The sequence below is a fragment of the Sphingomonas sp. genome (genome assembly GCF_050725575.1).
GTDB lineage: Bacteria > Pseudomonadota > Alphaproteobacteria > Sphingomonadales > Sphingomonadaceae > Sphingomonas.
In genome coordinates this window covers 42266-63790 of the sequence record NZ_JBOHHW010000005.1, presented here as the reverse complement: position 1 = coordinate 63790, position 21525 = coordinate 42266, and the positions used below count along the sequence as shown (strand labels likewise).

The following is a 21525-nucleotide window of genomic DNA, read 5'->3' as shown; positions in this document are numbered from 1 at the left end:
CCATGCCGCTGACCCTGATCACCGCCAACCGCAATTATTCGAGCTGGTCGCTGCGCCCCTGGCTGCTGATGAAGGCGCTGGGCATCGCGTTCGAGGATCGCATCGAGCTGTTCGCGGCCGATGACAATCATGACGCGTTCCGCGCCTTTTCCCCCTCGGGACAGGTGCCGGCGCTGATCGACGGCGAGCGGACGATCTGGGACTCGCTGGCAATCGCCATGTATCTCGCCGAACGCTTTGACGGCGTGTGGCCGGCGGATGACGCGGCACGCGCCTGGGCAATGTGCGCGGCAGCGGAGATGCATGGCGGCTTTGGCGCCCTGCGCAACGATTGTACGATGAATGTCGGTGTCCGCGTCACACCCAGACCGGCTTCGCCCGCACTGGCGCGACAGATCGCCCGGCTTGCCGAACTATGGGCGGAAGGAGTCGGTCGCTTCGGCGGCCCATGGCTGGCGGGCCCGGCTTTTACTGCGGTCGATGCCTTTTACGCCCCGGTCGCGTTTCGTGTGCGCACCTACGGACTGGATGTCGGTGCGGCCGGCCACGCCTGGGTCGAGCATCTGCTCGCTCATCCGGCAATGCGGCAATGGAAGCCGAAGCACTGGCCGAACCATGGCGCGAGGCGGACCATGAAGCCGAGCTCGCCGCCGCGGGTATCATCACTGCGGACTACAGGATCGTCTGATGCGCGTTCTACTCACCGGATCGAGCGGCTGGCTCGGACGCTTTCTCGCTCCCCGGTTGCGCGAGGCGGGGCATGAAGTCACCGGCCTCGACGTCGCACCGGGGGTCGATACCAACGTCATCGGGACCGTCGCCGACCGTGCACTGATCGACCGGGTCTTCACCGGGCATGGGATCGAGGCAGTTATTCATGGCGGCGCGCTGCACAAGCCCGACATCGTCCGCTATCCCCGGCAGGCGTTCATCGACGTCAATGTCACCGGCACGCTCAACCTGCTCGAAGCCGCAGTCGCGGCCGGGGCAAGCCGCTTCATCTTCACCTCCACCACATCGCTGATGATCTCGACCGCGATCCGTGAAGGGCATGGCAATACGGCGGTGTGGATCGACGAAAGCCTTGCGCCACTTGAGCCGCGCAACATCTATGGCGTGACCAAGCTTGCCGCCGAGCAGATCTGCCGCCTGATCCATGCCGAGCACGGCCTCCCCGTGCTGATCCTGCGCACCAGTCGCTTCTTTCCCGAAGATGACGATACGCACGACAGCCTGTCGGGCGAGAATATGAAGGCCAATGAGCTGCTCCACCGCCGGCTGACCGTCGAAGACGCCGCCGAGGGACATCTCGCTGCACTCGACCGCGCACCCGAGCTTGGTTTCGGCACCTTCATCCTGTCCGCGCCGACGCCCTTTGCGCCCGGCGATGTCGCCGAGCTGAAGGCGAATGCCCCTGCGGTAATCGCGCGCTATTTTCCCGATGCGGCGGCACTGTACGCCGTAAATGGCTGGACGCTGCCGCACTCGATCGACCGCGTTTATGACGCCGGACATGCGGAGCGCGTACTGGGCTTTCGCTGCCGCACCGATTTTGCCGGGATGCTCGCGGCGCTGCGCCAAGGCGGCGATCTGCCGGTGGCGCACGATGCCACCTATGTCTCGCCAAAGGAATCGTGCGCGCAATAAGGCAGGTCGACAGGCGCCCCGCGTCATTCATTAGCGCCCCCTTTCAATGGGGCACGCCATTCTCTGCCTTGTCACAGAGACTATAACCGATTGGCGTTTCCTGAAAAATTCGATGAATGTTGCATATATTGCGGTGCAGCGAAGTCTTCGTGGGTTTCAATAATTGAAAAACTGAAATATTTTCTCGGTAACCACAGGCAGATCCGGCAGTAATTTAGTCGATAAACTCTGCTTCATATAAATAAAAGGGGCCGCGAATGCATAACCATGCAAGAATTCCCTTGAAGTGCATCATTAAGCTCCTTTCCAATACTGTTGGACAAATACCAAATTACCTCGACGAAGATCGGAATATCGCAAGGGGATTCCGGAAATGATCAAGCAATATCGTGCAGATATTGACGGGCTGCGAACTGTCGCCGTCATTCCGGTCGTTATCTTTCACCTCGGCACAAGCCTGTTTTCCGGCGGCTTTGTCGGCGTCGATGTCTTTTTTGTCATCTCCGGCTTCCTCATTACCCAGACGCTGGTGGGCGAGCAGGGCGCATGGCGCGAGGCGCTGTTCGATTTCTACAAGCGGCGCATTAAACGCATTTTTCCTGCGTTGTTCGCACTTTACCTCTGCGTGATGCTCGTCGCCTTCGGCTTGTTGATGTCCGATCAGTCGGCCGAGGTTGCCAAGTCGATCGTCGCCTCCATCTTCTTCGTGTCGAACATTTTATTCTACGGCCAAAGCGGATATTTCGATGGAGAGCTGGACAGCAATCCAATGCTCCACACCTGGTCGCTTTCGGTGGAAGAGCAATTCTACGTCTTCTTTCCGCTGCTGATCTTCTTCACCCGCCACTGGACCGCCATGCACCGCCGGCAGCTTGTCTGGGCGCTAACACTGGTCAGCTTCGTTGCCGCGCAGTGGATGGTCTCGCGCAACGCGAATGCGGCCTTCTACCTCATCCCCTTCCGCGCCTGGGAATTGTCACTGGGGTCGCTCCTGGCGATCGGGGCCATTCCGGGGCCGCGCCGGCAATGGCAGGCCGAAATCGGGGTCGTGGCCGGCCTGGCGCTGATCGCCTATGCGGTCCTGTTCTATAACAAGGCGACCCCGTTCCCGGGTGCCGCCGCTCTGATCCCCTGCCTCGGCACCGCCCTGATCTTGCTGTGCGGAGAAGGGTGGCGCACGGTGGGCGGGCGGCTCCTGTCACTTCCACCGATGCGGTTCATCGGGCTGATCTCCTATTCGCTCTATCTCTGGCATTGGCCGATCATCGTCTTCTACCGCACCATCGACAGCCGCCTGGACAATATCGAGCGGGTGTCGCTCCTGGCCGCGGCCGTGGTGGCCGCGACGATTTCCTGGGCGTTGGTCGAAAAGCCCTTCCGACGTTCCAGCCGCCTGACCTCTCGCGCCGTGGTGCTGCGCGGCACCGCGGCCATGGCGACATGCGGTGCGGCGGTGCTGTCGCTGGGCTTTTTCAGCAACGCGCTTTATCCGATTTCCGCACAGGCGCGCGGCGTGCTGGCCTATGGCGAACGGACCGGGCGCACCGAGATGATGCGGACCGGATCCTGTTTCCTGACCTCGCAGAATCGCCTGTCGGACTATTCCTTCAAACACTGCATGACGGCACCGCATGACAAACCCCTCGTCCTGGTCATGGGCGACAGTCATGCAGCGCATCTTTATTATGGACTGAACCACGCCCTGCCCAACATGCACGTGCTTCAGGCCACCGCGTCAGGCTGCAAACCGCTGATCCACAGCCGCGGTGATGCGCGCTGCCTGGCGCTGATGCACCAGGTCCTCACCGATCAGTTGCAGCGCGCGCGGCCGGATTTGGTGATCCTCTCCGCCCGCTGGCTCGACAAGGATGTCGCGGATGTCGAACAGACCGTGCGACTGATCCAGCGGACCGTGCCGCATGTCATCGTGTCCGGCCCGATTGTCGAATATGATCAAGCGTTGCCTCGCCTGCTGGCGCGGCATATCGACCAGAATGAGCCGATCGACCTGCACCGCAACCAGCAGGTTGCGCTGGTCGACCAGCGACTGGCCGAGGCGATGACGCGAGCCAATATTCCCTATTTCTCGCCCTATCGCAGCCTTTGTACGCCCGATTGCCGCTTGTGGGTCACGCCGGGCGTGCCGGTCCAGTTCGATTATGGCCATCTCACGCAGCAGGGATCGATCCTGATCGCCAATCTCATGGCCCGGGAAATCCGGCCTGAACTGGCCGCTGCGCCGAAGATGGCCGGGATGGATTAGCTGGAGCCGGCCAGACCTCCGGAAAACCTTCCGCGCAATAAAGCGCAAGCCAAGCATTGCCTTCACGCAGCTTTTGACTAGATCGCCCTGATGGCCAGCCGTCCGCTCACTTTGTACGAGAAGATCTGGGCCGCTCATGTCGTCGAGCGGCGCGATGACGGCACCTGCCTGATCTATATCGACCGTCACCTCGTGCATGAAGTGACGAGCCCGCAGGCATTCGAGGGGCTGCGTGTCTCCGGCCGCAAAGTGCGGCGCCCCGATCTGACGCTGGCGGTGCCCGATCACAACCTGCCGACCACCCCGCGCGTCGATGCGCAGGGTAAGATGCTGCCGATCGCCGACCGCGAAAGCGCGCAGCAGCTTGATGCCCTGCGCCGCAACACCGCCGAATTCGGCATCGATTATATCGACGCGATCTCGCCCGATCAGGGCATTGTCCATGTTGTCGGCCCGGAACAGGGCTTTACCCTGCCCGGCACCACCCTGGTATGCGGCGACAGCCATACCTCGGCGCACGGCGCGATGGGGGCGCTCGCCTTCGGGATCGGCACCAGCGAGGTCGAGCATGTCCTCGCCACCCAGACGCTGCTGCTGACGCCGTCAAAGACGATGGAAGTGCGCGTCGACGGCACGCTTGGCTACGGCGTGTCGGCCAAGGACGTGATCCTGTCGATCATCGGCAAGATCGGTGCAGCCGGCGGTACCGGCCATGTCATCGAATTCACCGGCGAGGTCATCCGCAGCCTGTCGGTCGAGGGACGGCTGACCGTCGCCAACATGTCGATCGAGGGGGGCGCGCGCGCCGGGCTGATCGCCCCCGACGAGACGACCTTCGCTTATCTCAAGGGCCGGCCGATGGCGCCGAAGGGTACCGACTGGGATCAGGCGGTCGCGTGGTGGCGCAGCCTGCCGAGCGATCCGGCCGCCAGCTACGACGCATCGGTGCGGCTCGATGCGACCGATATCGCACCCGCGCTGACCTGGGGTACCAGTCCCGAGGATGTCGTGCCGATCACGGGCCGCGTCCCCGACCCCGAGAGCTTCGCTGATCCCGCCAAGCGTGACGCCGCGCGCAAGTCGCTGGCCTATATGGGCCTGACGCCCGGCACGGCGATGCAGGACATCGCGGTCGGCCATGTCTTTATCGGCAGCTGCACCAACAGCCGGATCGAGGATTTGCGGGCCGCCGCCGCGGTCGCCAATGGCCGCAGCGTCGCCGACGGCGTGCGCGCGCTGGTCGTGCCCGGATCGGGGCTGGTCAAGCGCCAGGCCGAGGCCGAGGGGCTCGACCGCATCTTCACCGATGCCGGGTTCGAATGGCGCGAACCGGGCTGCTCGATGTGCCTGGCGATGAACCCCGACAAAGTGCCGCCGGGTGAACGATGTGCTTCCACTTCCAACAGAAATTTCGTAGGACGGCAGGGACCGGGGGCACGAACGCACCTGGTTTCGCCGGCAATGGCGGCGGCCGCAGCCGTCACCGGTCGACTGAGTGACGTCCGCGACCTGATGGGGGACACGAAATGAAACGCGCACTGGTACTGCTGGTACTCGGCACCGTCTTGAGCGGCATCGCCGCCTATGCCGCTACTGCCCGCCCCGCCAGCGAGTCCCCCCGCCCCGGCAAATAGTCGAGACAAGCTCCTCCCCAACCGTCAAATCACACGACCAAAGGGGGGATACCGCCATGAAGATCGCCTTGTTCGCCGCTGCCACCGCCGTGTCACTGATGGCTCAGGCCGCCCCGGCATCCGCCGCCCCTGCCCCGATCAAATTGTGGCGGCTCGACTGCGGCACGATCGCCGCCAATGATCTCAACGCCTTTTCCGACACCAAGGCCTATACCGGGCAGCGCAAGGACCTGGTCGGCAGCTGCTATCTCATCAAGCATGACGACGCCTATCTGCTGTGGGACGCCGGCCTGCCCGCGGCGATGAAGGGCAAGCCGCTCGATCTCAAGATCATGATGGACGCGACGCTGACCAAGACGGTGGTCGAGCAGCTCGCCGAACTGGGCCTGAAGCCCGAGAACATCACCTTGCTCGGCATCAGCCATTATCATTTCGACCATATCGGCCAGGCGGCGGACTTTCCCGGCGCAACCCTGCTGATCGGCAAGGGTGATTTCGACGCGGTGAAGGCAGGCGCGCCAGGCGTGAATCCCGCGCTGCTCGCGCCCTGGATCAAGGGCACGAGCAAGGCCGATCCGGTCAGCGGCGACCGCGACGTGTTCGGCGACGGCAGCGTGACGATGATCGACGCGCCGGGCCATACGCCCGGCCATCACGCGCTGCTGGTACGGCTGAAGCACGGCACCTATCTGCTCGCCGGCGATGCCGCGCATTTCCAGGAAAACTACGACAGCGACGGCGTCCCCGCCTATAACAGCAGCCGCGCCGATACCGTTACCTCGCTTGAGCATATCAAGAAGCTGGCGAAGGAGCGCAAGGCGACTGTAATCATCCAGCATGAAGCGGCCGATGTCGCCAAGCTCCCTGCATTTCCGAAGGCAGCCGAATAATGGACCCCGTTACCCAAGTCTCCGGCCGCGCCTATCCCTGGGGCGCGAAGAACATCGATACCGATGTGATCATCCCGGCGCACTGGCTGAAGACAGTGACGCGCACCGGCCTGGGCAAGGGCGCGTTCGAGACGGTGCGCGCGCAGGAGGGCAATATCTTCGACGATCCGCGCTATGCTGGCGCGCCGATCCTGGTCGCGGGCGACAATTTCGGTTGCGGGTCGAGCCGCGAGCATGCTGCCTGGGCGCTCGCCGATATGGGCATCACCGCCGTGATCGCGCCAAGCTTCTCGGACATTTTTTCGGGCAATGCGTTCAAGAACGGCATCGTGCCTGTGGTGCTGCCGCAGGACGCGATCGACCGGCTGGTCGAGGTTGCGAAAACTGATACCATCACGGTCGATCTGGAGACGATGACCGTCACCACGCCGTTCCAGGACCGCTTCCCCTTTCATCTCGACGCTTTCCGCCGCCAATGCCTGATGGAAGGGCTGGACGAGGTCGGCCTGACACTGGCAAGGGATACCGCGATTTCGAAATATGAAGCCGGTGTTGCCGAACATCGGCCATGGATGAGCGGAGAACGGAGACATGCGGGCACTGTTGTCGAAAGCACCGGGCGGACCTGAAACCCTAATCATCGATGAGCTGCCGGACCCGGTGGCCGGCAAGGGCCAGGTCGTGGTCGCGGTCAAGGCCTGTTCGATCAACTATCCCGACGTCCTGATCATCGAGGACAAATATCAGTTCAAGCCGCCCCGCCCGTTCGCGCCGGGCAGCGAGATTGCCGGCGTGATCGAAAGCGTCGGTGAGGGCGTGACCGACTGGGCGGTCGGCGACCGCGTGATCGCGACCACCGGCTCGGGCGGGCTGGTCGAGAAGATCGCCCTGCCCACCACCAGCCTGTTCCGCCTGCCCGAGGGGCGCAGCTTCGCGGAAGGCGCCTCGCTGCTGCTCACTTATGGCACGACGATCCATGCGTTGCTCGACCGCGGACGCCTTGGCGAGGGGCAAACCTTGCTGGTGCTCGGCGCGGCCGGCGGCGTCGGCCTGGCGGCGGTCGAACTGGGCAAGGCATTCGGCGCCCGCGTCGTCGCGGCGGTCTCGTCGGAAGAAAAAGCGGCGGCCGCGAAGGAAGCCGGCGCCGATGTGACTCTGGTCTATCCGCGCGCGCCGTTCGACAAAGACCAGTCCAAGGCGCTGGCCGATCAGTTCAAGGCGGCACTTGGCGCGGGCGGCGCGGACGTGATCTATGATCCGGTCGGCGGCGATTATGCCGAACCGGCGCTGCGCTCGATCGCCTGGGAAGGCCGCTATCTTGTGGTCGGCTTCCCCGCCGGCATTCCGCGGCTGCCGCTCAACCTGACCCTGCTCAAGAGCTGCGATGTGTGCGGCGTCTTCTGGGGCGCCTTTGCCGCGCGCGATCCCAAGGCCAACACCGCGCATATTGAGCGGCTGTTCCGGCTGTGGAAGGACGGCAAGATCGCCCCGCGCGTGACCGAAACCTTCGCCTTCGAAGACGGCGGCAAGGCGATCGCCAAGATGGCCGCGCGCGGCGCGATCGGCAAATTGGTAGTGAAAGTCGCGGAGTGACGAGCGAGGAGCGCAGCCTGGCCGCACCCGGGACGCCAGAGACGATTAAGGCATCGGCCCTGCCGGCTGGTCGCCCGAATCGCCATGCCGGGCTGCTCGTGGCGCTGGCCACGGCGGTGCTGTGCCTGCCGTTCCTCCGATCCGTCTGGTGGGTGTCGGATGAGGGCATCTGGCTCCATGCAGCGCAGCGCGTCATCGGCGGCCAGGTTCTGTACCGCGACTTTTTCGAATTCTATCCGCCACTCGGCTTTTTGATCGTGACCGGCTGGACCACGCTGTTCGGTTCATCACTGCTCGCCGCACGCCTGTTGATCGTGCTGGTCATCGCGCTCACGGCATGGTTCACCTTTTCCTGTTGCAGGATCATGTCCAACCGGGTCGGCGTGTCGGCAATACTGACCCTTGCATGGGTGATCGGCTCTCAGGGCCCCTGGACTCAGGTCAATCATCAATGGCTGAGCAGCCTTTTTTCGGTGATGGCGCTTTGGGCAATCCTGTCGGCCGAAGGAAAGACCGGACGGCTGGCACTGGCAGGTCTGGCGGCCAGCGCCGCGACGCTCGTTACCACGCACCGGGGCGGCCTGGTCGCTCTTGCCGGGCTGGCGGCGCTGCTCTCGCGCAGATCGTTGAAGGCGCTGCTCATCTATGCAGCGAGTGGACTGGCGCTGCTCGCCGCCGTCCTCGCTCTCCTGTGGTGGCAGGGATCCATCGCCACGGTGTTCGATCAGGTCATTCTGTTTCCGCTGCATCAGAATGCCGCCGTCATGCGCGTTTCCTTCGGTGCGTTCGTCGACCAGCAAACGATCTTCATCGTGGCCATTTTTCCCCTCGCCGCGTGCCTGCTCATCCTCGGCCTGTGGCGTCACGGTCCGGCCTTGCTGCGCCGGCCCCATTGGGGCACCGCCGGCCTGTTCGCCCTGGCCGGCTTTCTGGGCTGTTTCCCGCGTCCCGACGCCGTGCATAACTCCTTTGCCGTTGTGCTTGGCCTGCCCTTGCTTGCCGCACTGATTTCGCTGCTCTGGCCGGCGGGCCGGGCCAAACCGATATATTGGTCGCTTGCCGGCGCGATTTTGCTGATACCGGCCTATCCATTGGTCAAAGCGGCGCTCCAGGCGGGCAAGGCGCAGCAGGTCCAAACCCGTGCGGGGCTGATCTCCCTGGTGCCGAAGAACGGCACGGCCGACATCATGCATCGGCTCGAATCGCTTCCCCCCGGCGACAGCGTCTTCTTCTATCCCTATGATCCGATGCTGCCGTACCTGACCGGGCGACGCCACCCGGCCGGGATTGACATCCTGGTGCCGCAATATTCAACCGCCGCACAATATCTCGAGACCTGTCGGCAGGTCATGCGAGAGGCGAAATGGGTCTCGTTCAATCTCGATGTGAGCCGGCCGGCCTTTTATCGTGCAATCTTTCCGGCGATGAGCAATCCGCAACCGCCCGAAACGCTCGCCTTTGAGGCCGCGCTGAGGGAGGGTTTTGCCGAAGCGGCGCTTGACGGCCATTTTCAGTTGCTCCGCCGCACCCGAGCGTCGACTAAGCTGTGCCGGCAGCTTGAAACCATAGCGCGATAGCCGCGACCGGCATTCGCGGCGTATGGCCAGACAAACAGGGCCAGAAAAACAGGGGGAAACATGCCGGGTGGACTTGTAGCGCTGCTGGACGATGTCGCGGCGCTCGCGAAACTGGCCGCGGCCTCGGTCGACGATGTTGCCGGCGCGGCCGGCCGCGCCGGCGCCAAGGCCGCGGGTGTCGTCATCGACGATACGGCGGTCACACCGCGCTACGTCGTCGGCCTGCCGCCCGACCGCGAATTGCCGATCATCTGGAAGATCGCGATCGGCTCGCTGCGCAACAAGCTGCTCTTCATCCTCCCTGCCGCGCTGGCGCTCAGCGCATTCGCGCCCTGGGCGATCACCCCGCTGCTGATGATCGGCGGCGCCTATCTCTGTTTCGAGGCCGCCGAGAAGATCTTCGAGGCGCTCACCGGCGTGCACCATGCCGAGGAAGTCGCCGCGATTGACGATCCGGCCGAACTCGAGGCGCGCCAGGTGAGCGGCGCGGTGCGCACCGACTTCATCCTGTCGGCCGAGATCATGGCCATCGCGCTGGCCGACCTCCCCGATCTGTCGCTCGGCATGCGCGCCGCCGCGCTCATCGCAGTGGCGTTCGCGATCACCGCCGGCGTCTATGGCGCGGTCGCGCTGATCGTGAAGATGGACGATATCGGCCTGCATCTCAGCCGCCGCTCCTCTTCCGGCCTGCGCGCGATCGGCCGCGGCCTGGTCGCGGCAATGCCGGTGCTGCTCCAGGCGCTGTCGCATCTCGGCGTCGCGGCGATGATCTGGGTCGGCGGCGGCATCCTGCTCCACGGGCTGGAGGAATTCGGCCTGGGCGCGATCCCGCAGGCGGTGCATCATCTCGCCGAGGCCGCGGCACATGCCTCGCCGATCGCGCAGGGACTGGTCGAGTGGCTGGTCGGCGCGCTGGGCGCAGCAGTGGTCGGGCTGATCGTCGGCGGCGCGATCGTCGGCGTGCTGCACCTTGTGCCGCGCAAGAAGGCACCGGCGGGCGAGGCGCACGGATAAGCAACGGGCGACCGGAGGCATGGCGGGCGGCGCCGGTCATGCACGGATCAGCGCGATCGCAATGCTGTTTTCGACACTGAGAAAGAGCGCGCCGGTACCAACCCGGCATGGGAAGACATGCGCTATCCCGCGCCCTGGTTGAATCGCCCCAGCTACGCTGCGGGGGCGGGCGGCCGGAGATATGGGACACCGGTAATCGCATATCTCGGATCTCGGCCAGCGACGCTGCCGAGACAGCCGGCAGAGATTTGGGACACCAGCAATGTTCCATATCTCTGGCCATCATCCGGGCAGCGATCTGAAGCATTATCGTTTTATATCATATACTTAATGAGACATGAAGGGCCTGCACCGGGTTGAGCTAGGCCTTGGCCGCCGACTGCCTGGCCATCGCTTGCTCGACGTAAACACCAATGACGATGTGGTGGTCCCGGCCGATCTCGGCGATATATTCCTCAAGCGCCACCGATGGGGCATGCAAGGCCCGCGACACCAAATCGTCGAATGCCTGCTGAGTCACCTTCGTGCTGCCCGCAAGCAAGGATCGCTGCAGGATCGTGTGCGCGATGACCTCAAGCACGGCGCGTCGATAGGGGTCCGCCAGGAGGATATCGAGATCCGCCTGGCGAATGTCGAACGAGAATGCGGCGCTCACAAAGCCTGAATCGACCGGCAGCGAATAGGTCAGCGCGCCGTCACGCTCATCCACATGCGGCTCATAGCCGTCGCCCAATCGCCGGACCTCAGGCATTATCGAAACTCGGGAGAGGCCGGTGTGAGCATCCGGCGACCCTACCCTCTGGCCGTCAATATCGGCAATGGCCGGCCGGCAGGCTTCTGGTCGTCAAAAGACCATTTTCGCCCCGATGCGCAGCATGCGCGGTTCGACCGAGCGGCTGTGGATGTCCTCGATCCCCTCGGGTGGTTCGCCGGGAAGCCGTGAGGCATAGAAATAATCGGCATCGGCGCGCGCGGAATCGAGGATGTTGAGCAGTTCGGCGCTCAGTTCCACCGCACCGATGGTCCGCGCCGCGCGCAGATTGATCACGGTGGTTGCCGGCGAGCGTATCCTATTGTCCTCAGTCAGCGGATGAGGCCCGAGATAGCGCACGCGGATCGCGGCATTGAAGCGGCCGAACACCGTCGCCACGCCAAGTTCGCCGGCGGATTCCAGCGCGTTGGGAATGCGGTCCAGGCCGGGCGCAGCGACGAAACGCGCATGATTGGTGGCATAGACCGCGTCGATCGTCAGCCAGCGCGCCGCGCGCAGATAGAGTGTCGCCTCATAGCCATGGCGCCGGCTTGGACCAGTCGGCGACACGGTCCCGTCATCGCCGGAATAGATCAGCTCGCTCGCCGACCGGCTCCACCACCGGTCGAGCGTGACGATCACTGGCCCGCGTTCGACGCGCGTGCCGATTTCATAGCCGGTGGCGCGTGCCAGGCCCGGTACCGCATCGACCAGCGCGGTCACCCCGCGCGCCGCGTTGGAATGAAAACCCTGGCCGTAACTGGCGTAGAGCCCGAGGCCCGGAATGAGGTCGAGGCTGGCGCTCGCCTTGGGCGTGGCGATGCTGTCCTCGACGGTGCCGCTATGGCCCGCACCGCCGCGTGCGACCGTGCTGAAACGGAAATGATCCACCCGCGCGCCGGCGATCAGGCTCAGCCGGTCGATCGGCTTCCAGTTCAGTTCGGCATAGCCGCTCAGCGAGCTTTCCGACGCATCGACCAGGCTGGTCGTCGCGATCCGCCGGCCGAATTGGGTATGATACAGGCCAAGACCCTTGATCCTGTCGACCTGACCATCGGCCCCCAGGGTCAGCTTGAGCCGATCAGTCAGATCGATACGGCGAGCGATACGGCCGCCAAAAGTCCAACGATCCTCGACCTGTTCGAGTTCATCGCCATGAACCGGATCGTTGAGGAAGAAAGTGAAGTTGGAGATCAGATCGAAGCCATAATGCTGGACATAGGCGGTGACGGTCAGACGATCGCTTTCCAGCCCCAGGTTGAACACTTGGCGATTGGTCCGCCCGCGCAGATAGGGATCGAGCGTGCCGAAGCGATCCGGGATCAGCGTGCCGATCGCACGGACCGGAATCTGCTCGGTCGGCTGCCAGCGCGCATCATAGAGCGAAAGGCTGGCGCGCAGCGTTCCCGCGCCTGTCTCGACAGTATATTTGCCGAAGCCCGCGACATGGCGCAGCCGCTCGGGCAATTGCCACACCCCGTCATTCGCGGAAGCCTCGCCGGCCAGCAGCAGTGTCCCCGGCCCAAGCGCGAGCGATCCGCCCGCCACCACGCGGCGATAGCCATAGCTGCCGGCGGTAACCGAGGCGAACGGCCGCTCGAACCGGTCGAGGGTGCGCAGCGATGCCGCGGCGACCGCTGAAAAATCGCCATCGGCGGCGCGATAGGGGCCCTTGCGATAGTCGATCCGGTCAACCGTTTCCGGGATCAGTCCGTTCAGATCGAGATAGCCCTGGCCGTGCGCCTGGCTGCGCAGGTTGAACGGCATATTGTCGATCGCAATGCTGAAATCGGTGCCGTGATCGAGATTATAACCGCGGATCAGATATTGCGCCGCCTTGCCGCCGCCGGAATGCTGCACCGCGATCAGCCCGGGCACCGCTTCGGCAAGTTCGCTGGTCCTGAGCAGCGGGCGAATGCGCAGATCCTCCCCGCCGATCACCCCTTCGCTCGCCGAGCGGGCCGCCCCGATACGGTGGCTGGCGCGGCCGATGACGATGATGTCGGAGTCGTCCGGCGCCGGGGCCGGCTTGTCGGCCGGCACCTCGGATGGTGGAGGCGACAACAGGGGCGGCGACAACGGGACCGGCGGCGCTGACGGTGTGGCGGCGGCAAGAGCCATGACTGCACGCACCATGCCGCGATTCCTTCACACCATTGCTTAATGATTAAGCCATGGCTGAATTTTGATCGTCAAGCAACAGGGCGCGAGCCCACAGGGGAATGCGATCAGCTGGTGATCAGTTTCCGCGTCAGTCGCGCCAGCGCATCGAGCGTTTCCTGGCTGACATGATGCTCCATGCCCTCCGCATCGGCTTCGGCATTCAGCTCGCTGACCCCCAAAGCACGGAGGAATTCATGTACGATACGGTGGCGATCGCGCGACATGGCGGCAACCGCGGCGCCATCCTCGGTCAGGAAGATCGAGCGATAGGGCCGGCTTTCGACCAGCCCTTCGCGCTGCAGTCGCTGCACCACCTTGGCGGCAGTGGCGTGGCTGACGCCCAGATGCTCGGACAGATCGGTCAGCCGCGCTTCGCCGGTTTCGGCGATCAGGTCGCCGATCAGCTCAACATAATCCTCCGCCACTTCGGTCCGCTGCGCATCGCGCATGCGGCGAAACGCCGCCGCCCGGCGTGCCGCTCCGGTCAATTCACTCACGGCTGTCCCCGCTGATCGATCGTCATGCCGGTTTGCTACGTCATGCCGCTCGCAATGGCGACCAATTCCATACAGGCGATGATGCGCCGTTGCGCGCCGCCCTTCACACCCCTATCTCGCTGCATGAGACAGTACAGGCCCAAGGGAACGAGCCACATGACCACTTTCGATGACCGCGAGCGCGCGTTCGAGACCAAATATGCGCGCGACGAGGAGATGCAGTTTCGTGTCACCGCGCGGCGCAACCGGTTGCTCGGCCATTGGGCGGCGGCCCAGATGAAGCTGACGGCGGAGGAAACCGATGCCTATGCCAAGGCGGTGGTGCAGGCCGATTTCGAGGAAGCCGGCGACGAGGACGTGATCCGCAAGCTGGTCAGCGACCTGACCGCGGCGAATATCGAAGTCGACGAAGCCGTGGTGCGCCGCGCGATCGAGGAACATACGATCGAGGCCCGCCGTCAGCTGATGCAGTCGGAATAACCATATGGCGATGGCGGCAACCGAGATCGAGGCCCTGATCGTCGCCGGCATTCCCGGCGCGACGGTCGAGATCACCGATCTGGCGGGCGACGGCGACCATTATGCCGCGCGCGTCGTCGCGGAGAGCTTTCGAGGCGTTTCCCGGGTCGAGCGCACCCGCCTCGTCTATGCGGCGCTCGGGGGGCGGATGGGGGCTGAACTCCATGCGCTCCAGCTGACCACCGCCCTGCCCGATGCCCCACTCGGCTCTGGGCCGGAACAAGGATGATGACGATGACTGACGATTCCACCCAATCCGCCGATTTGGCCCGTATCGCCGATCTGGTCGGCAAGAGCGACGTGCTGCTGTTCATGAAAGGCAGCCCGCTGTTCCCGCAATGCGGCTTTTCCAGCCGCGCGATCGCGATCCTGCAGCACCTGAACGTACAGTTCGACAGTGTCGACGTGCTGCAGGACCAGGGCATCCGCCAGGGCATCAAGGCCTATTCGGACTGGCCGACCATCCCGCAGCTTTATGTGAAGGGCGAATTCGTCGGCGGATCGGACATCATGATGGAAATGTACGAATCCGGCGAGCTCGAGCAGCTGCTCGAGGATCAGGGTGTCGCGCGCGCGGAATAAGCGTCCGGGCTGACTGTCGCGGTTTCGGGCTGGACACTCCACCACCGTTCGCCCTGAGCCTGTCGAAGGGCAGGCGCAACGCGTGGGCTTCGACAAGCTCAGCCCGAACGGGGGGTGTCTGGCCCCAATGATGCTCTGACGGGATCGATGAAGGCCGGGTGCGGGCGGGCCCGGCGAGATCGGAGGGAAAGCTCGGGCCCGCCCAGCTGAAGCGTGATACGCTCGGCGTACTCCAGACTATGCAGTGGGCGTGCCAGCTTTCGCACCCCACGCAAAACCGGGCGAGACGATGGTTAACGCGCCATTCCGCTCAATCCGCACTGTAAGCAATTCCGACAGATTGGCGCCCGATCGTGGCGGTCAGCGCTCCCCCGGGAAACACTTGGTTTTCCGTGGCGAACGCTTAGGAATTTTCGCGTGGTGCGTTAAGGGGATGGGGCGTTAAGGGGGAGGCCGATCACCGGCTTGTCCAGATGGCAGATGGCGGCGTGATGAAGATCCTGATCCTCGGTGGCTATGGTGTCTTTGGCGGCCGGCTGGCGGAGTTGCTGTCCAATATATCCGAGATAGAAATCCTCATTTGCGGCCGCAGCCTGGCCCGGGCCGAAGCCTTTTGCGCGGGCTATCGCGGCGCAGCGCAGGTCCGCCCGCTTGCGCTTGATCGGCTTGATATCGCCGAAGGCTTGCGCATCCAGGCGCCGGATCTCGTCGTTGATGCTTCCGGCCCGTTTCAGGACTATGGGTCCGACCGCTACAGGGTGATCACCGCCTGTATTGACGCCGGGATCGACTATCTCGATTTCGCCGATGCCGCTGACTTTGTCTTCGGCGTGAGCCAGTTCGATGCTCAGGCGAAAGCCGCCGGCGTGTTCATTCTGTCCGGCGTCAGCAGTTTCCCGGTGCTGACCGCCGCAGTCTTGCGCGAGATGGCCGCGCGGATGGACATTATCGCCGTTGAAGGGGGAATTGCGCCGTCACCCTATGCCGGCATTGGCCTGAATGTGATGCGCGCGGTCGTCGGCTATGCGGGCGCGCCAGTGAAGCTTTGGCGGGACGGCAAGGCGTCGCATGGCATCGGCCTGGCCGAGAGCATGCGGTTCACGGTCGCGGCGCCCGGTCGGCTTCCGCTGCGCAACATTCACTTCTCGCTGGTCGATGTACCGGATCTGCAAGTGATCCCGCCTGAGCATCCCACCATGACGGATATCTGGATGGGCGCGGGTCCGGTCCCGGAGAGTCTTCACCGCATCCTCAACCTTCTGGCAAAAACGCGTGCGCGGCTTGGGCTGCCCTCGTTTGCGCCGCTGTCCCCGCTCTTTTTTGCCGTCCTGAACCGGGTGCGGTTTGGCGAACATCGCGGCGGGATGTTTGTCAGTGCCCGCGGTGAAGCAAATGGCAAGACCATGCGGATCAGCTGGCACTTGCTGGCCGAAGGTGACGACGGCCCCTATATCCCCTCCATGGCGATCGAGGCCGTCATACGGCAATTGCTCGATGGCAAGCGCCCGGCGCCAGGCGCCCGCCCCGGCACCCGTGCGCTCGAACTCGCCGATTATGATGTGCTGTTCCGCGGCAGGACGATCTTCACCGGCTTTCGATACGACGAGCCCGATGCGCCGCTCTATGGCCAGCTTCTCGGATCGGCATTTGCCGACCTTCCGCCGCGCTTGCGGGAGCTTCACGGTGGCAAGCAAACACGGCAATGGGCCGGCCTGGCAAAGATACGCCGCGGGCGGGGCGTATTGGCTCGCATCATCTCGGCTTTTCTCGGCTTTCCAAAGGCGGGAACGAATGTGCCGGTCAGCGTCGAACTTTCACCGGAAAAGGGCGGCGAGCGCTGGACGCGGAATTTCGGCGGCAAGACCTTCTCGTCGATGCAGTCGCGCGGCTCCGGCAAGGAGGAATATCTTGTCGTGGAACGCTTCGGCATCATCTCCGTCGCTCTGGCGCTGGTCCTGGACGGTGGCCGATTATACCTGACCGCTCGACGCTGGCGCCTGCTGGGCATGCCGATGCCCCGGTTTCTGCTGCCGTCGGGGTCGAGTTTCGAATCCGAAGAGCAGGGGCGGTTCTGCTTTGACGTCGATATTTCCGCGCCGTTGGTTGGGTTGATCGTCGCCTATCGCGGCACGCTTGAGCCTGTCGTACAGGCCTGACTGCCGCGCCCGCCGGATTAACCGAGGCCGGCACGCTTCTTTTCGACGCCGGTTGGAATAGCAAATGCCCGCATCTGCGGTTAGGAAACCGCGCATGACGAATTCACGCACCGGCGGCCGCATCCTGGTCGATCAGCTTATCGCACAGGGTTGCGATCGTATCTTCACCGTGCCCGGCGAGAGCTTCCTCGCAGTGCTCGACGCGCTGCACGACAGCCCCGAGGTCGATGTCGTGGTGTGCCGGCAGGAGGGCGGGGTCGGCTTCATGGCGTGCGCCGACGGTGCGATGACCAACCGGCCGGGCATCGCCTTTGTCACGCGCGGTCCGGGCGCGACCAATGCCTCGATCGGCGTGCATGTCGCGATGCAGGACAGCCAGCCGATGATCCTGTTCATCGGCGATGTCGATCGCGGCACCAAGGACCGCGAGGCGTTCCAGGAAATCGATTTCCAGGCAATGTTTTCCCCAATCGCCAAATGGGCGGCCAAGATCGACGATGCCGCGCGCATCCCGGAATATATCGCGCGCGCCTATGCGACCGCGATGAACGGACGCCCCGGGCCGGTGGTGCTGGCGCTGCCCGAGGACATGCTGCTCGATACGGTCGCGGCGGTCGATCGGCCGCGGGTCGAGCGCGTACGCCAAGGCTTTGAATGGGATAATCAGGCATTTTCCGCGCTGATGCAGGCAGCCGAGCGTCCCGTGGCGATCGTCGGCGGTGCCGGATGGGATGCCCGGGCTGCGGAACTCTTCGCTGATTTTGCGGAAAGTGCCGGCATCCCCGTCGCCGCCGCGTTTCGCCGACAGGACGCGATCACCAATGATTCTTCGGCATATGCCGGAAACCTCGGCTATGGCCCCAATCCCAAGCTGGTGGCGCGGGTCAAGGCAGCCGACCTTCTGTTGGTGGTAGGCGCGCGGCTGGGGGAAGCAACGACCGATGGCTATACGCTGATCACGCCTGACCATCCTGGCCAGAAGTTGATCCATGTTCATCCTGACCCCAATGAACTGGAAAGCACCTATCAAACCGACCTGGCGATCTGCGCAGGCATGGCAGAATTCGCTGACGCCATTGTCTCGCTCGGATTGCTGATGCGCGACGACGGCACGGCGCATGACGAGTATCTCGCCTGGTCCACCCCTGCCCCGCGCGACATCAGGATGGATCTCGGCCCGTGCGTCGCGACGATGCGCGAGAAACTTCCCGCCGATACGATCATCTGCAACGGCGCGGGCAATTATTCCGGCTGGTGGCACCGCTACTGGCGCTATGCCGGCCCGACCAGCCAGCTGGCCCCGACCGCCGGCGCAATGGGGTACGGCGTGCCGGCCGCGACGGCGGCGGCGCTGCGTCATCCCGACCGCATGGTCGTCGCGCTGGCCGGTGACGGCTGTTTCCTGATGAACGGCCAGGAACTGGCGACCGCCGTCGCGCACGGTGCGAACATGCTGGTGCTGGTGATCGACAACAGCACCTATGGCACGATCCGCATGCATCAGGAGCGCGAATATCCCGGGCGGATTTCCGGCACACGCCTGCAGAACCCCGATTTCGCGGCGCTTGGCCGTGCCTATGGTTGCTGGGCGGAGACGGTCGAGGAAACCGCCCAGTTCGCCCCCGCGCTCGATCGGGCGATGGCGCAGAGCGGGGTGCGCCTGCTGCATATCAGGACCGATATCGAGGTGATCACCGCCGGCACGACGATCACGGCGCTGCGGAAATAAGCCAAAGCGACACCGCAGCTAAAAGGCCGCCCCGGTTTCCCGGAGCGGCCCTTGATGATCGAGCAATCGCGACGATCAGATATCGTCGCCGAGCGCACCCTTGATCTTGCCGGCGGTCTGCTGCGCCTTGCCTTTCAGCTCCTGCGCGGCGCCTTCGGCCTTGGTGTCGGGATTGTCGCTGTGCTGCTTCGCCTTGCCGATGGCTTCGTTCACATTGCCTTTGATCTTGTCGATGAGCTCGCCCATGATAATCTCCTGAAATCAGACCGTTGTCGTCGGGGGTAACGGTTTCGGGTCTTGGGGGAAGAACGGATGAGCGTGGGGGCGGTTCCCGGCGCGCCGGATCGGGCGGGCGCAGTTACCTGTGGTTGACCGCGATCATTCGGCATTTCCGGCACGCTTCTGGTTCGACCGGTTCAAGGCAGCACTGCCCCGCGGCAGCACGATTCTCGACCTCGGGTGCGGCGGCGGGGAGCCGATCGCGCGCTATCTGATCGACCAGGGATTCCATCTGACCGGCATCGACAAGGACGCCGCGATGATCACCCTCGCACGCACGCGTTTTCCGCGCGAGACCTGGATCCATGCCGATATGCGCACCGTCAGGATCGAGGCGCAATTTGAGGGCGTGATCGCCTGGAACAGCCTCACTCAGCTGTCGCGCGCCGACCAGGCGGCGATGGCGGAACGTGCCGCACACTGGCTCAAGCCCGGCGGACGGCTGCTGTTCAGTGCGGAGGCCGACAGGGACTGGGACTCATCCGGCTATCGCCGCGGATCGCTTTATCATGCCGATCTCGGCCCGGCCGATTACAGCGCGGCGATCGCGGCGCGCGGCCTGATCGAGATGGCGCATGTCGCCGAGGACCCGGCCTGCAACGGCGCCGGCGTCTGGCTGGCGCGCAAGCCCTAGAGTTTGATTTAGCTACGCTGAAGCACGGTACCGGCCCGCTCCCCCACCCGGCCACCCACAGAATACACTGGATGGGTGGCCGGGTGGGGAAGCGGGCCGGTACCGTGCTTGCCGGATCAAACTCAGCCCGTCACGCCCTTCAGGAAGGCGAGAACGGCGGCCCAGTTCGCCTCGACGCCTTTCGGGTTCTTCGCGGCGATCAGCGTTGAGGACCCATGCACGCCGCCGTCCTTCGGCTGATAGCGGACCTTGCCCGCCGCCGGTACCGCGTCGAAGATCGCCTTGGCGTCCTTGATCTCGGTCGCATCCTGCGCCGATGTGACGAATACCGGCACGCTGACCTTTGCCGCCGCGGTGCGGATCAGCGCCTTGTCGTCGAAATATTCGCCCGGCGAGAAAGACAGCACCGCCTTCACCACGCCGGGATTGGCGGCGGCGACCGGGAAGACCAGCGACGAGGAATAGCTGCTGCCCCAAATGATCACAGGCAGGTTCTGCGTCTTCGCCCAGTCGACCGCCGCCTGCAGGTCGCGCTGTGCGGCGAGATAGCCCGGATCCTTGCCGACCAGGCGCGCCGTCTCATTCTCTCCAAACAGGCCGCCACCGGAGCGTTGATCGATTGCCAGCGCCTCGTAGCCAGCGACGTTCAGACGCGGTGCGATCGTCGCATATTCACCCTTGCTCGATCCGGCCTGATGGAACAGCAGGATCAGTCCCTTCGGCTTTTCGGCCTTGTAGAGCCGCGCGAAGATTTTGACGCCGTCATCCGCCATGATCGTCACTGACGAAATCTGGGACGAAATCTGGGGCGATATCTGGGACGATGGTTGCGGCGCTTCCCGGGGCTGGGCTTGAGAGGCCGCCTGGGTGGCATTCCCGTCCGCCGGTTTTACGGTGCATGCCGCCAGCATCATCGTCGCCGTCACCATTATACGCCGCATCGCCACTCTCCCAGCCCATCGAAAAGGGGTGCCGGACTTTCGCCCGGCACCCCCATTTACGCAATCACGTTCGGCCGCAGCCTGGCTGCGTTCAGCCGCAGCACGGCAGGCCGCAACACACGCCGAGCGCGCAGCACGCCGCCGTGACCGCACCAGGCGCCGCGGCGAAGGCCGCGCTCGCCGTTCCGGCAAAAAGGATGATGGCGATTTTGGCAAAACGAATCATGAGATGTCTCCATGTGAAATGATGTGAATTCGGATCGTCTCACACGGTTCGCGGCGGTGGCGGCTCCGGCGCCACTATGCGCGTCAACAGACCGTTCGCTGGGGCGCGAATGGCGGTGGTGCCTGTCCCCTCTCGTACGTTGATGTCGAGCGATTGCGGCAGAATCGCGGGGCAACAGGACTGGCAGGCGGCCCCGGCCAGCATCATGTCGGGGCATCGTTCCGGCCCTTGCGGGCAATCGCATGAGCCTGAGCTGGAATGATCGCATATCGCGCCCATCGGCGCCGCTGCCGCGCTCTCCGCGCTGACGCTCATCGCGCTGAGCAGCAGTATCAGCAGCACAGTGAACGCGCGCACCATCGAAGCCCCTCTCATCGGATCCCGATGCTCTTCGTCCCAGCGTTCCGCCTGGTTACAAATCGACCAGGCC

The 21525-nt window shown here is 64.2% G+C and carries 21 protein-coding genes and 1 pseudogene; 15 read left to right on the top strand and 7 right to left on the bottom strand.

Translation table 11 applies throughout. The features are described from left to right. The first annotated feature begins 2 nt into the window (after positions 1 to 2). The 9 genes and pseudogenes from ACRECS_RS05225 to ACRECS_RS05185 all read left to right on the top strand — a co-directional run bounded on the left by ACRECS_RS05225 (position 3) and on the right by ACRECS_RS05185 (position 10618). Positions 3 to 688 (top strand): annotated as a pseudogene (locus ACRECS_RS05225) (glutathione S-transferase family protein). After that, positions 688 to 1647, top strand: a complete 960-nt coding sequence (locus ACRECS_RS05220; RefSeq protein ID WP_431581899.1) for an NAD-dependent epimerase/dehydratase family protein — start codon at positions 688 to 690, stop codon at positions 1645 to 1647. Before ACRECS_RS05225 ends, ACRECS_RS05220 begins: the two are co-directional and overlap by 1 nt. 373 nt (positions 1648 to 2020) lie before the next feature. Further along, positions 2021 to 3910: an acyltransferase family protein gene (locus tag ACRECS_RS05215; RefSeq protein ID WP_431581898.1), complete on the top strand. Its 1890-nt coding sequence runs from the start codon at positions 2021 to 2023 to the stop codon at positions 3908 to 3910. 90 nt (positions 3911 to 4000) lie between these two features. After that, positions 4001 to 5440: a 3-isopropylmalate dehydratase large subunit gene (gene leuC, locus ACRECS_RS05210; RefSeq protein ID WP_431581897.1), complete on the top strand. Its 1440-nt coding sequence runs from the start codon at positions 4001 to 4003 to the stop codon at positions 5438 to 5440. A 160-nt stretch (positions 5441 to 5600) separates the two neighbouring features. Further along, on the top strand, positions 5601 to 6434 hold the full coding sequence (locus ACRECS_RS05205; protein ID WP_431581896.1) for an N-acyl homoserine lactonase family protein: 834 nt from the start codon (positions 5601 to 5603) through the stop codon (positions 6432 to 6434). Continuing rightward, positions 6434 to 7063 carry a 3-isopropylmalate dehydratase small subunit gene (gene leuD / locus ACRECS_RS05200; RefSeq protein WP_431581895.1) on the top strand — a complete coding sequence of 210 codons (630 nt, stop codon included), beginning with the start codon at positions 6434 to 6436 and terminating at the stop codon, positions 7061 to 7063. The genes ACRECS_RS05205 and leuD overlap by 1 nt, the downstream gene beginning before the upstream one ends. Beyond that, positions 7026 to 8027: an NADPH:quinone oxidoreductase family protein gene (locus tag ACRECS_RS05195; protein ID WP_431581894.1), complete on the top strand. Its 1002-nt coding sequence runs from the start codon at positions 7026 to 7028 to the stop codon at positions 8025 to 8027. The genes leuD and ACRECS_RS05195 overlap by 38 nt, the downstream gene beginning before the upstream one ends. Next, a complete protein-coding gene (locus ACRECS_RS05190; RefSeq protein WP_431581893.1) occupies positions 8024 to 9604 on the top strand; it encodes a glycosyltransferase family 39 protein in 1581 nt (526 codons plus the stop codon). Before ACRECS_RS05195 ends, ACRECS_RS05190 begins: the two co-directional genes overlap by 4 nt. A gap of 60 nt (positions 9605 to 9664) precedes the next feature. Further along, positions 9665 to 10618, top strand: a complete 954-nt coding sequence (locus ACRECS_RS05185; protein ID WP_431581892.1) for a DUF808 domain-containing protein — start codon at positions 9665 to 9667, stop codon at positions 10616 to 10618. Positions 10619 to 10979: 361 nt separating this feature from the next. Here the strand turns inward: ACRECS_RS05185 and ACRECS_RS05180 are convergent, their stop codons facing one another. The 3 genes from ACRECS_RS05180 to mntR all read right to left on the bottom strand — a co-directional run bounded on the left by ACRECS_RS05180 (position 10980) and on the right by mntR (position 14095). Beyond that, positions 10980 to 11351 carry a hypothetical protein gene (locus tag ACRECS_RS05180; RefSeq protein WP_431581891.1) on the bottom strand — a complete coding sequence of 124 codons (372 nt, stop codon included), beginning with the start codon at positions 11349 to 11351 and terminating at the stop codon, positions 10980 to 10982. Positions 11352 to 11462: 111 nt separating this feature from the next. Further along, a complete protein-coding gene (locus tag ACRECS_RS05175) occupies positions 11463 to 13505 on the bottom strand; it encodes a TonB-dependent receptor (RefSeq protein ID WP_431581890.1) in 2043 nt (680 codons plus the stop codon). 92 nt (positions 13506 to 13597) lie between these two features. Further along, complete coding sequence (gene mntR / locus ACRECS_RS05170) at positions 13598 to 14095, bottom strand: manganese-binding transcriptional regulator MntR (RefSeq protein WP_431582034.1); 498 nt, start codon at positions 14093 to 14095, stop codon at positions 13598 to 13600. 90 nt (positions 14096 to 14185) lie between these two features. Between mntR and ACRECS_RS05165 the strand changes: the two genes are divergently transcribed. The 5 genes from ACRECS_RS05165 to ACRECS_RS05145 all read left to right on the top strand — a co-directional run bounded on the left by ACRECS_RS05165 (position 14186) and on the right by ACRECS_RS05145 (position 19015). Then, complete coding sequence (locus ACRECS_RS05165; RefSeq protein ID WP_431581889.1) at positions 14186 to 14509, top strand: DUF1476 domain-containing protein; 324 nt, start codon at positions 14186 to 14188, stop codon at positions 14507 to 14509. 4 nt (positions 14510 to 14513) lie between these two features. Then, positions 14514 to 14777, top strand: coding sequence for a BolA/IbaG family iron-sulfur metabolism protein (locus ACRECS_RS05160; RefSeq protein ID WP_431581888.1), 264 nt, complete (start codon positions 14514 to 14516; stop codon positions 14775 to 14777). Positions 14778 to 14782: 5 nt separating this feature from the next. After that, complete coding sequence (grxD, locus tag ACRECS_RS05155; protein ID WP_431581887.1) at positions 14783 to 15130, top strand: Grx4 family monothiol glutaredoxin; 348 nt, start codon at positions 14783 to 14785, stop codon at positions 15128 to 15130. A gap of 491 nt (positions 15131 to 15621) precedes the next feature. Next, a complete protein-coding gene (locus tag ACRECS_RS05150) occupies positions 15622 to 17286 on the top strand; it encodes a DUF4166 domain-containing protein (RefSeq protein WP_431581886.1) in 1665 nt (554 codons plus the stop codon). A 94-nt stretch (positions 17287 to 17380) separates the two neighbouring features. Further along, complete coding sequence (locus ACRECS_RS05145) at positions 17381 to 19015, top strand: thiamine pyrophosphate-binding protein (protein ID WP_431581885.1); 1635 nt, start codon at positions 17381 to 17383, stop codon at positions 19013 to 19015. A gap of 75 nt (positions 19016 to 19090) precedes the next feature. Here ACRECS_RS05145 and ACRECS_RS05140 read toward each other — a convergent pair whose 3' ends face one another. Beyond that, positions 19091 to 19261 carry a CsbD family protein gene (locus ACRECS_RS05140; RefSeq protein WP_187762616.1) on the bottom strand — a complete coding sequence of 57 codons (171 nt, stop codon included), beginning with the start codon at positions 19259 to 19261 and terminating at the stop codon, positions 19091 to 19093. Positions 19262 to 19379: 118 nt separating this feature from the next. Here ACRECS_RS05140 and ACRECS_RS05135 point away from each other — a divergent pair, with 118 nt between their 5' ends. After that, entirely contained in the window at positions 19380 to 19928 is a 549-nt protein-coding gene (locus ACRECS_RS05135) for a class I SAM-dependent methyltransferase (protein WP_431581884.1), read from the top strand. Between the two features lie 122 nt (positions 19929 to 20050). Here ACRECS_RS05135 and ACRECS_RS05130 read toward each other — a convergent pair whose 3' ends face one another. The 3 genes from ACRECS_RS05130 to ACRECS_RS05120 all read right to left on the bottom strand — a co-directional run bounded on the left by ACRECS_RS05130 (position 20051) and on the right by ACRECS_RS05120 (position 21455). Further along, positions 20051 to 20869 carry an alpha/beta hydrolase gene (locus ACRECS_RS05130; protein ID WP_431581883.1) on the bottom strand — a complete coding sequence of 273 codons (819 nt, stop codon included), beginning with the start codon at positions 20867 to 20869 and terminating at the stop codon, positions 20051 to 20053. 91 nt (positions 20870 to 20960) lie between these two features. Further along, the gene (locus ACRECS_RS05125; protein ID WP_431581882.1) at positions 20961 to 21095 is read right to left on the bottom strand and encodes a hypothetical protein; all 135 of its coding nucleotides are present in this window, start codon (positions 21093 to 21095) and stop codon (positions 20961 to 20963) included. Between the two features lie 39 nt (positions 21096 to 21134). After that, positions 21135 to 21455 carry a hypothetical protein gene (locus tag ACRECS_RS05120; RefSeq protein ID WP_431581881.1) on the bottom strand — a complete coding sequence of 107 codons (321 nt, stop codon included), beginning with the start codon at positions 21453 to 21455 and terminating at the stop codon, positions 21135 to 21137. Positions 21456 to 21525 lie beyond the last annotated feature (70 nt).

Coding starts and splice junctions, on each gene's coding strand:
- ACRECS_RS05220 (WP_431581899.1), top strand. CDS start 688: ATGCGCGTTCTACTCACCGGATCGAGCGGCTGGCTCGGACGCTTTCTC.
- ACRECS_RS05215 (WP_431581898.1), top strand. CDS start 2,021: ATGATCAAGCAATATCGTGCAGATATTGACGGGCTGCGAACTGTCGCC.
- leuC (WP_431581897.1), top strand. CDS start 4,001: ATGGCCAGCCGTCCGCTCACTTTGTACGAGAAGATCTGGGCCGCTCAT.
- ACRECS_RS05205 (WP_431581896.1), top strand. CDS start 5,601: ATGAAGATCGCCTTGTTCGCCGCTGCCACCGCCGTGTCACTGATGGCT.
- leuD (WP_431581895.1), top strand. CDS start 6,434: ATGGACCCCGTTACCCAAGTCTCCGGCCGCGCCTATCCCTGGGGCGCG.
- ACRECS_RS05195 (WP_431581894.1), top strand. CDS start 7,026: ATGCGGGCACTGTTGTCGAAAGCACCGGGCGGACCTGAAACCCTAATC.
- ACRECS_RS05185 (WP_431581892.1), top strand. CDS start 9,665: ATGCCGGGTGGACTTGTAGCGCTGCTGGACGATGTCGCGGCGCTCGCG.
- ACRECS_RS05175 (WP_431581890.1), bottom strand. CDS start 13,505: ATGGTGCGTGCAGTCATGGCTCTTGCCGCCGCCACACCGTCAGCGCCG.
- ACRECS_RS05165 (WP_431581889.1), top strand. CDS start 14,186: ATGACCACTTTCGATGACCGCGAGCGCGCGTTCGAGACCAAATATGCG.
- ACRECS_RS05160 (WP_431581888.1), top strand. CDS start 14,514: ATGGCGATGGCGGCAACCGAGATCGAGGCCCTGATCGTCGCCGGCATT.
- grxD (WP_431581887.1), top strand. CDS start 14,783: ATGACTGACGATTCCACCCAATCCGCCGATTTGGCCCGTATCGCCGAT.
- ACRECS_RS05150 (WP_431581886.1), top strand. CDS start 15,622: ATGAAGATCCTGATCCTCGGTGGCTATGGTGTCTTTGGCGGCCGGCTG.
- ACRECS_RS05145 (WP_431581885.1), top strand. CDS start 17,381: ATGACGAATTCACGCACCGGCGGCCGCATCCTGGTCGATCAGCTTATC.
- ACRECS_RS05140 (WP_187762616.1), bottom strand. CDS start 19,261: ATGGGCGAGCTCATCGACAAGATCAAAGGCAATGTGAACGAAGCCATC.
- ACRECS_RS05130 (WP_431581883.1), bottom strand. CDS start 20,869: ATGCGGCGTATAATGGTGACGGCGACGATGATGCTGGCGGCATGCACC.
- ACRECS_RS05125 (WP_431581882.1), bottom strand. CDS start 21,095: ATGATTCGTTTTGCCAAAATCGCCATCATCCTTTTTGCCGGAACGGCG.
- ACRECS_RS05120 (WP_431581881.1), bottom strand. CDS start 21,455: ATGGTGCGCGCGTTCACTGTGCTGCTGATACTGCTGCTCAGCGCGATG.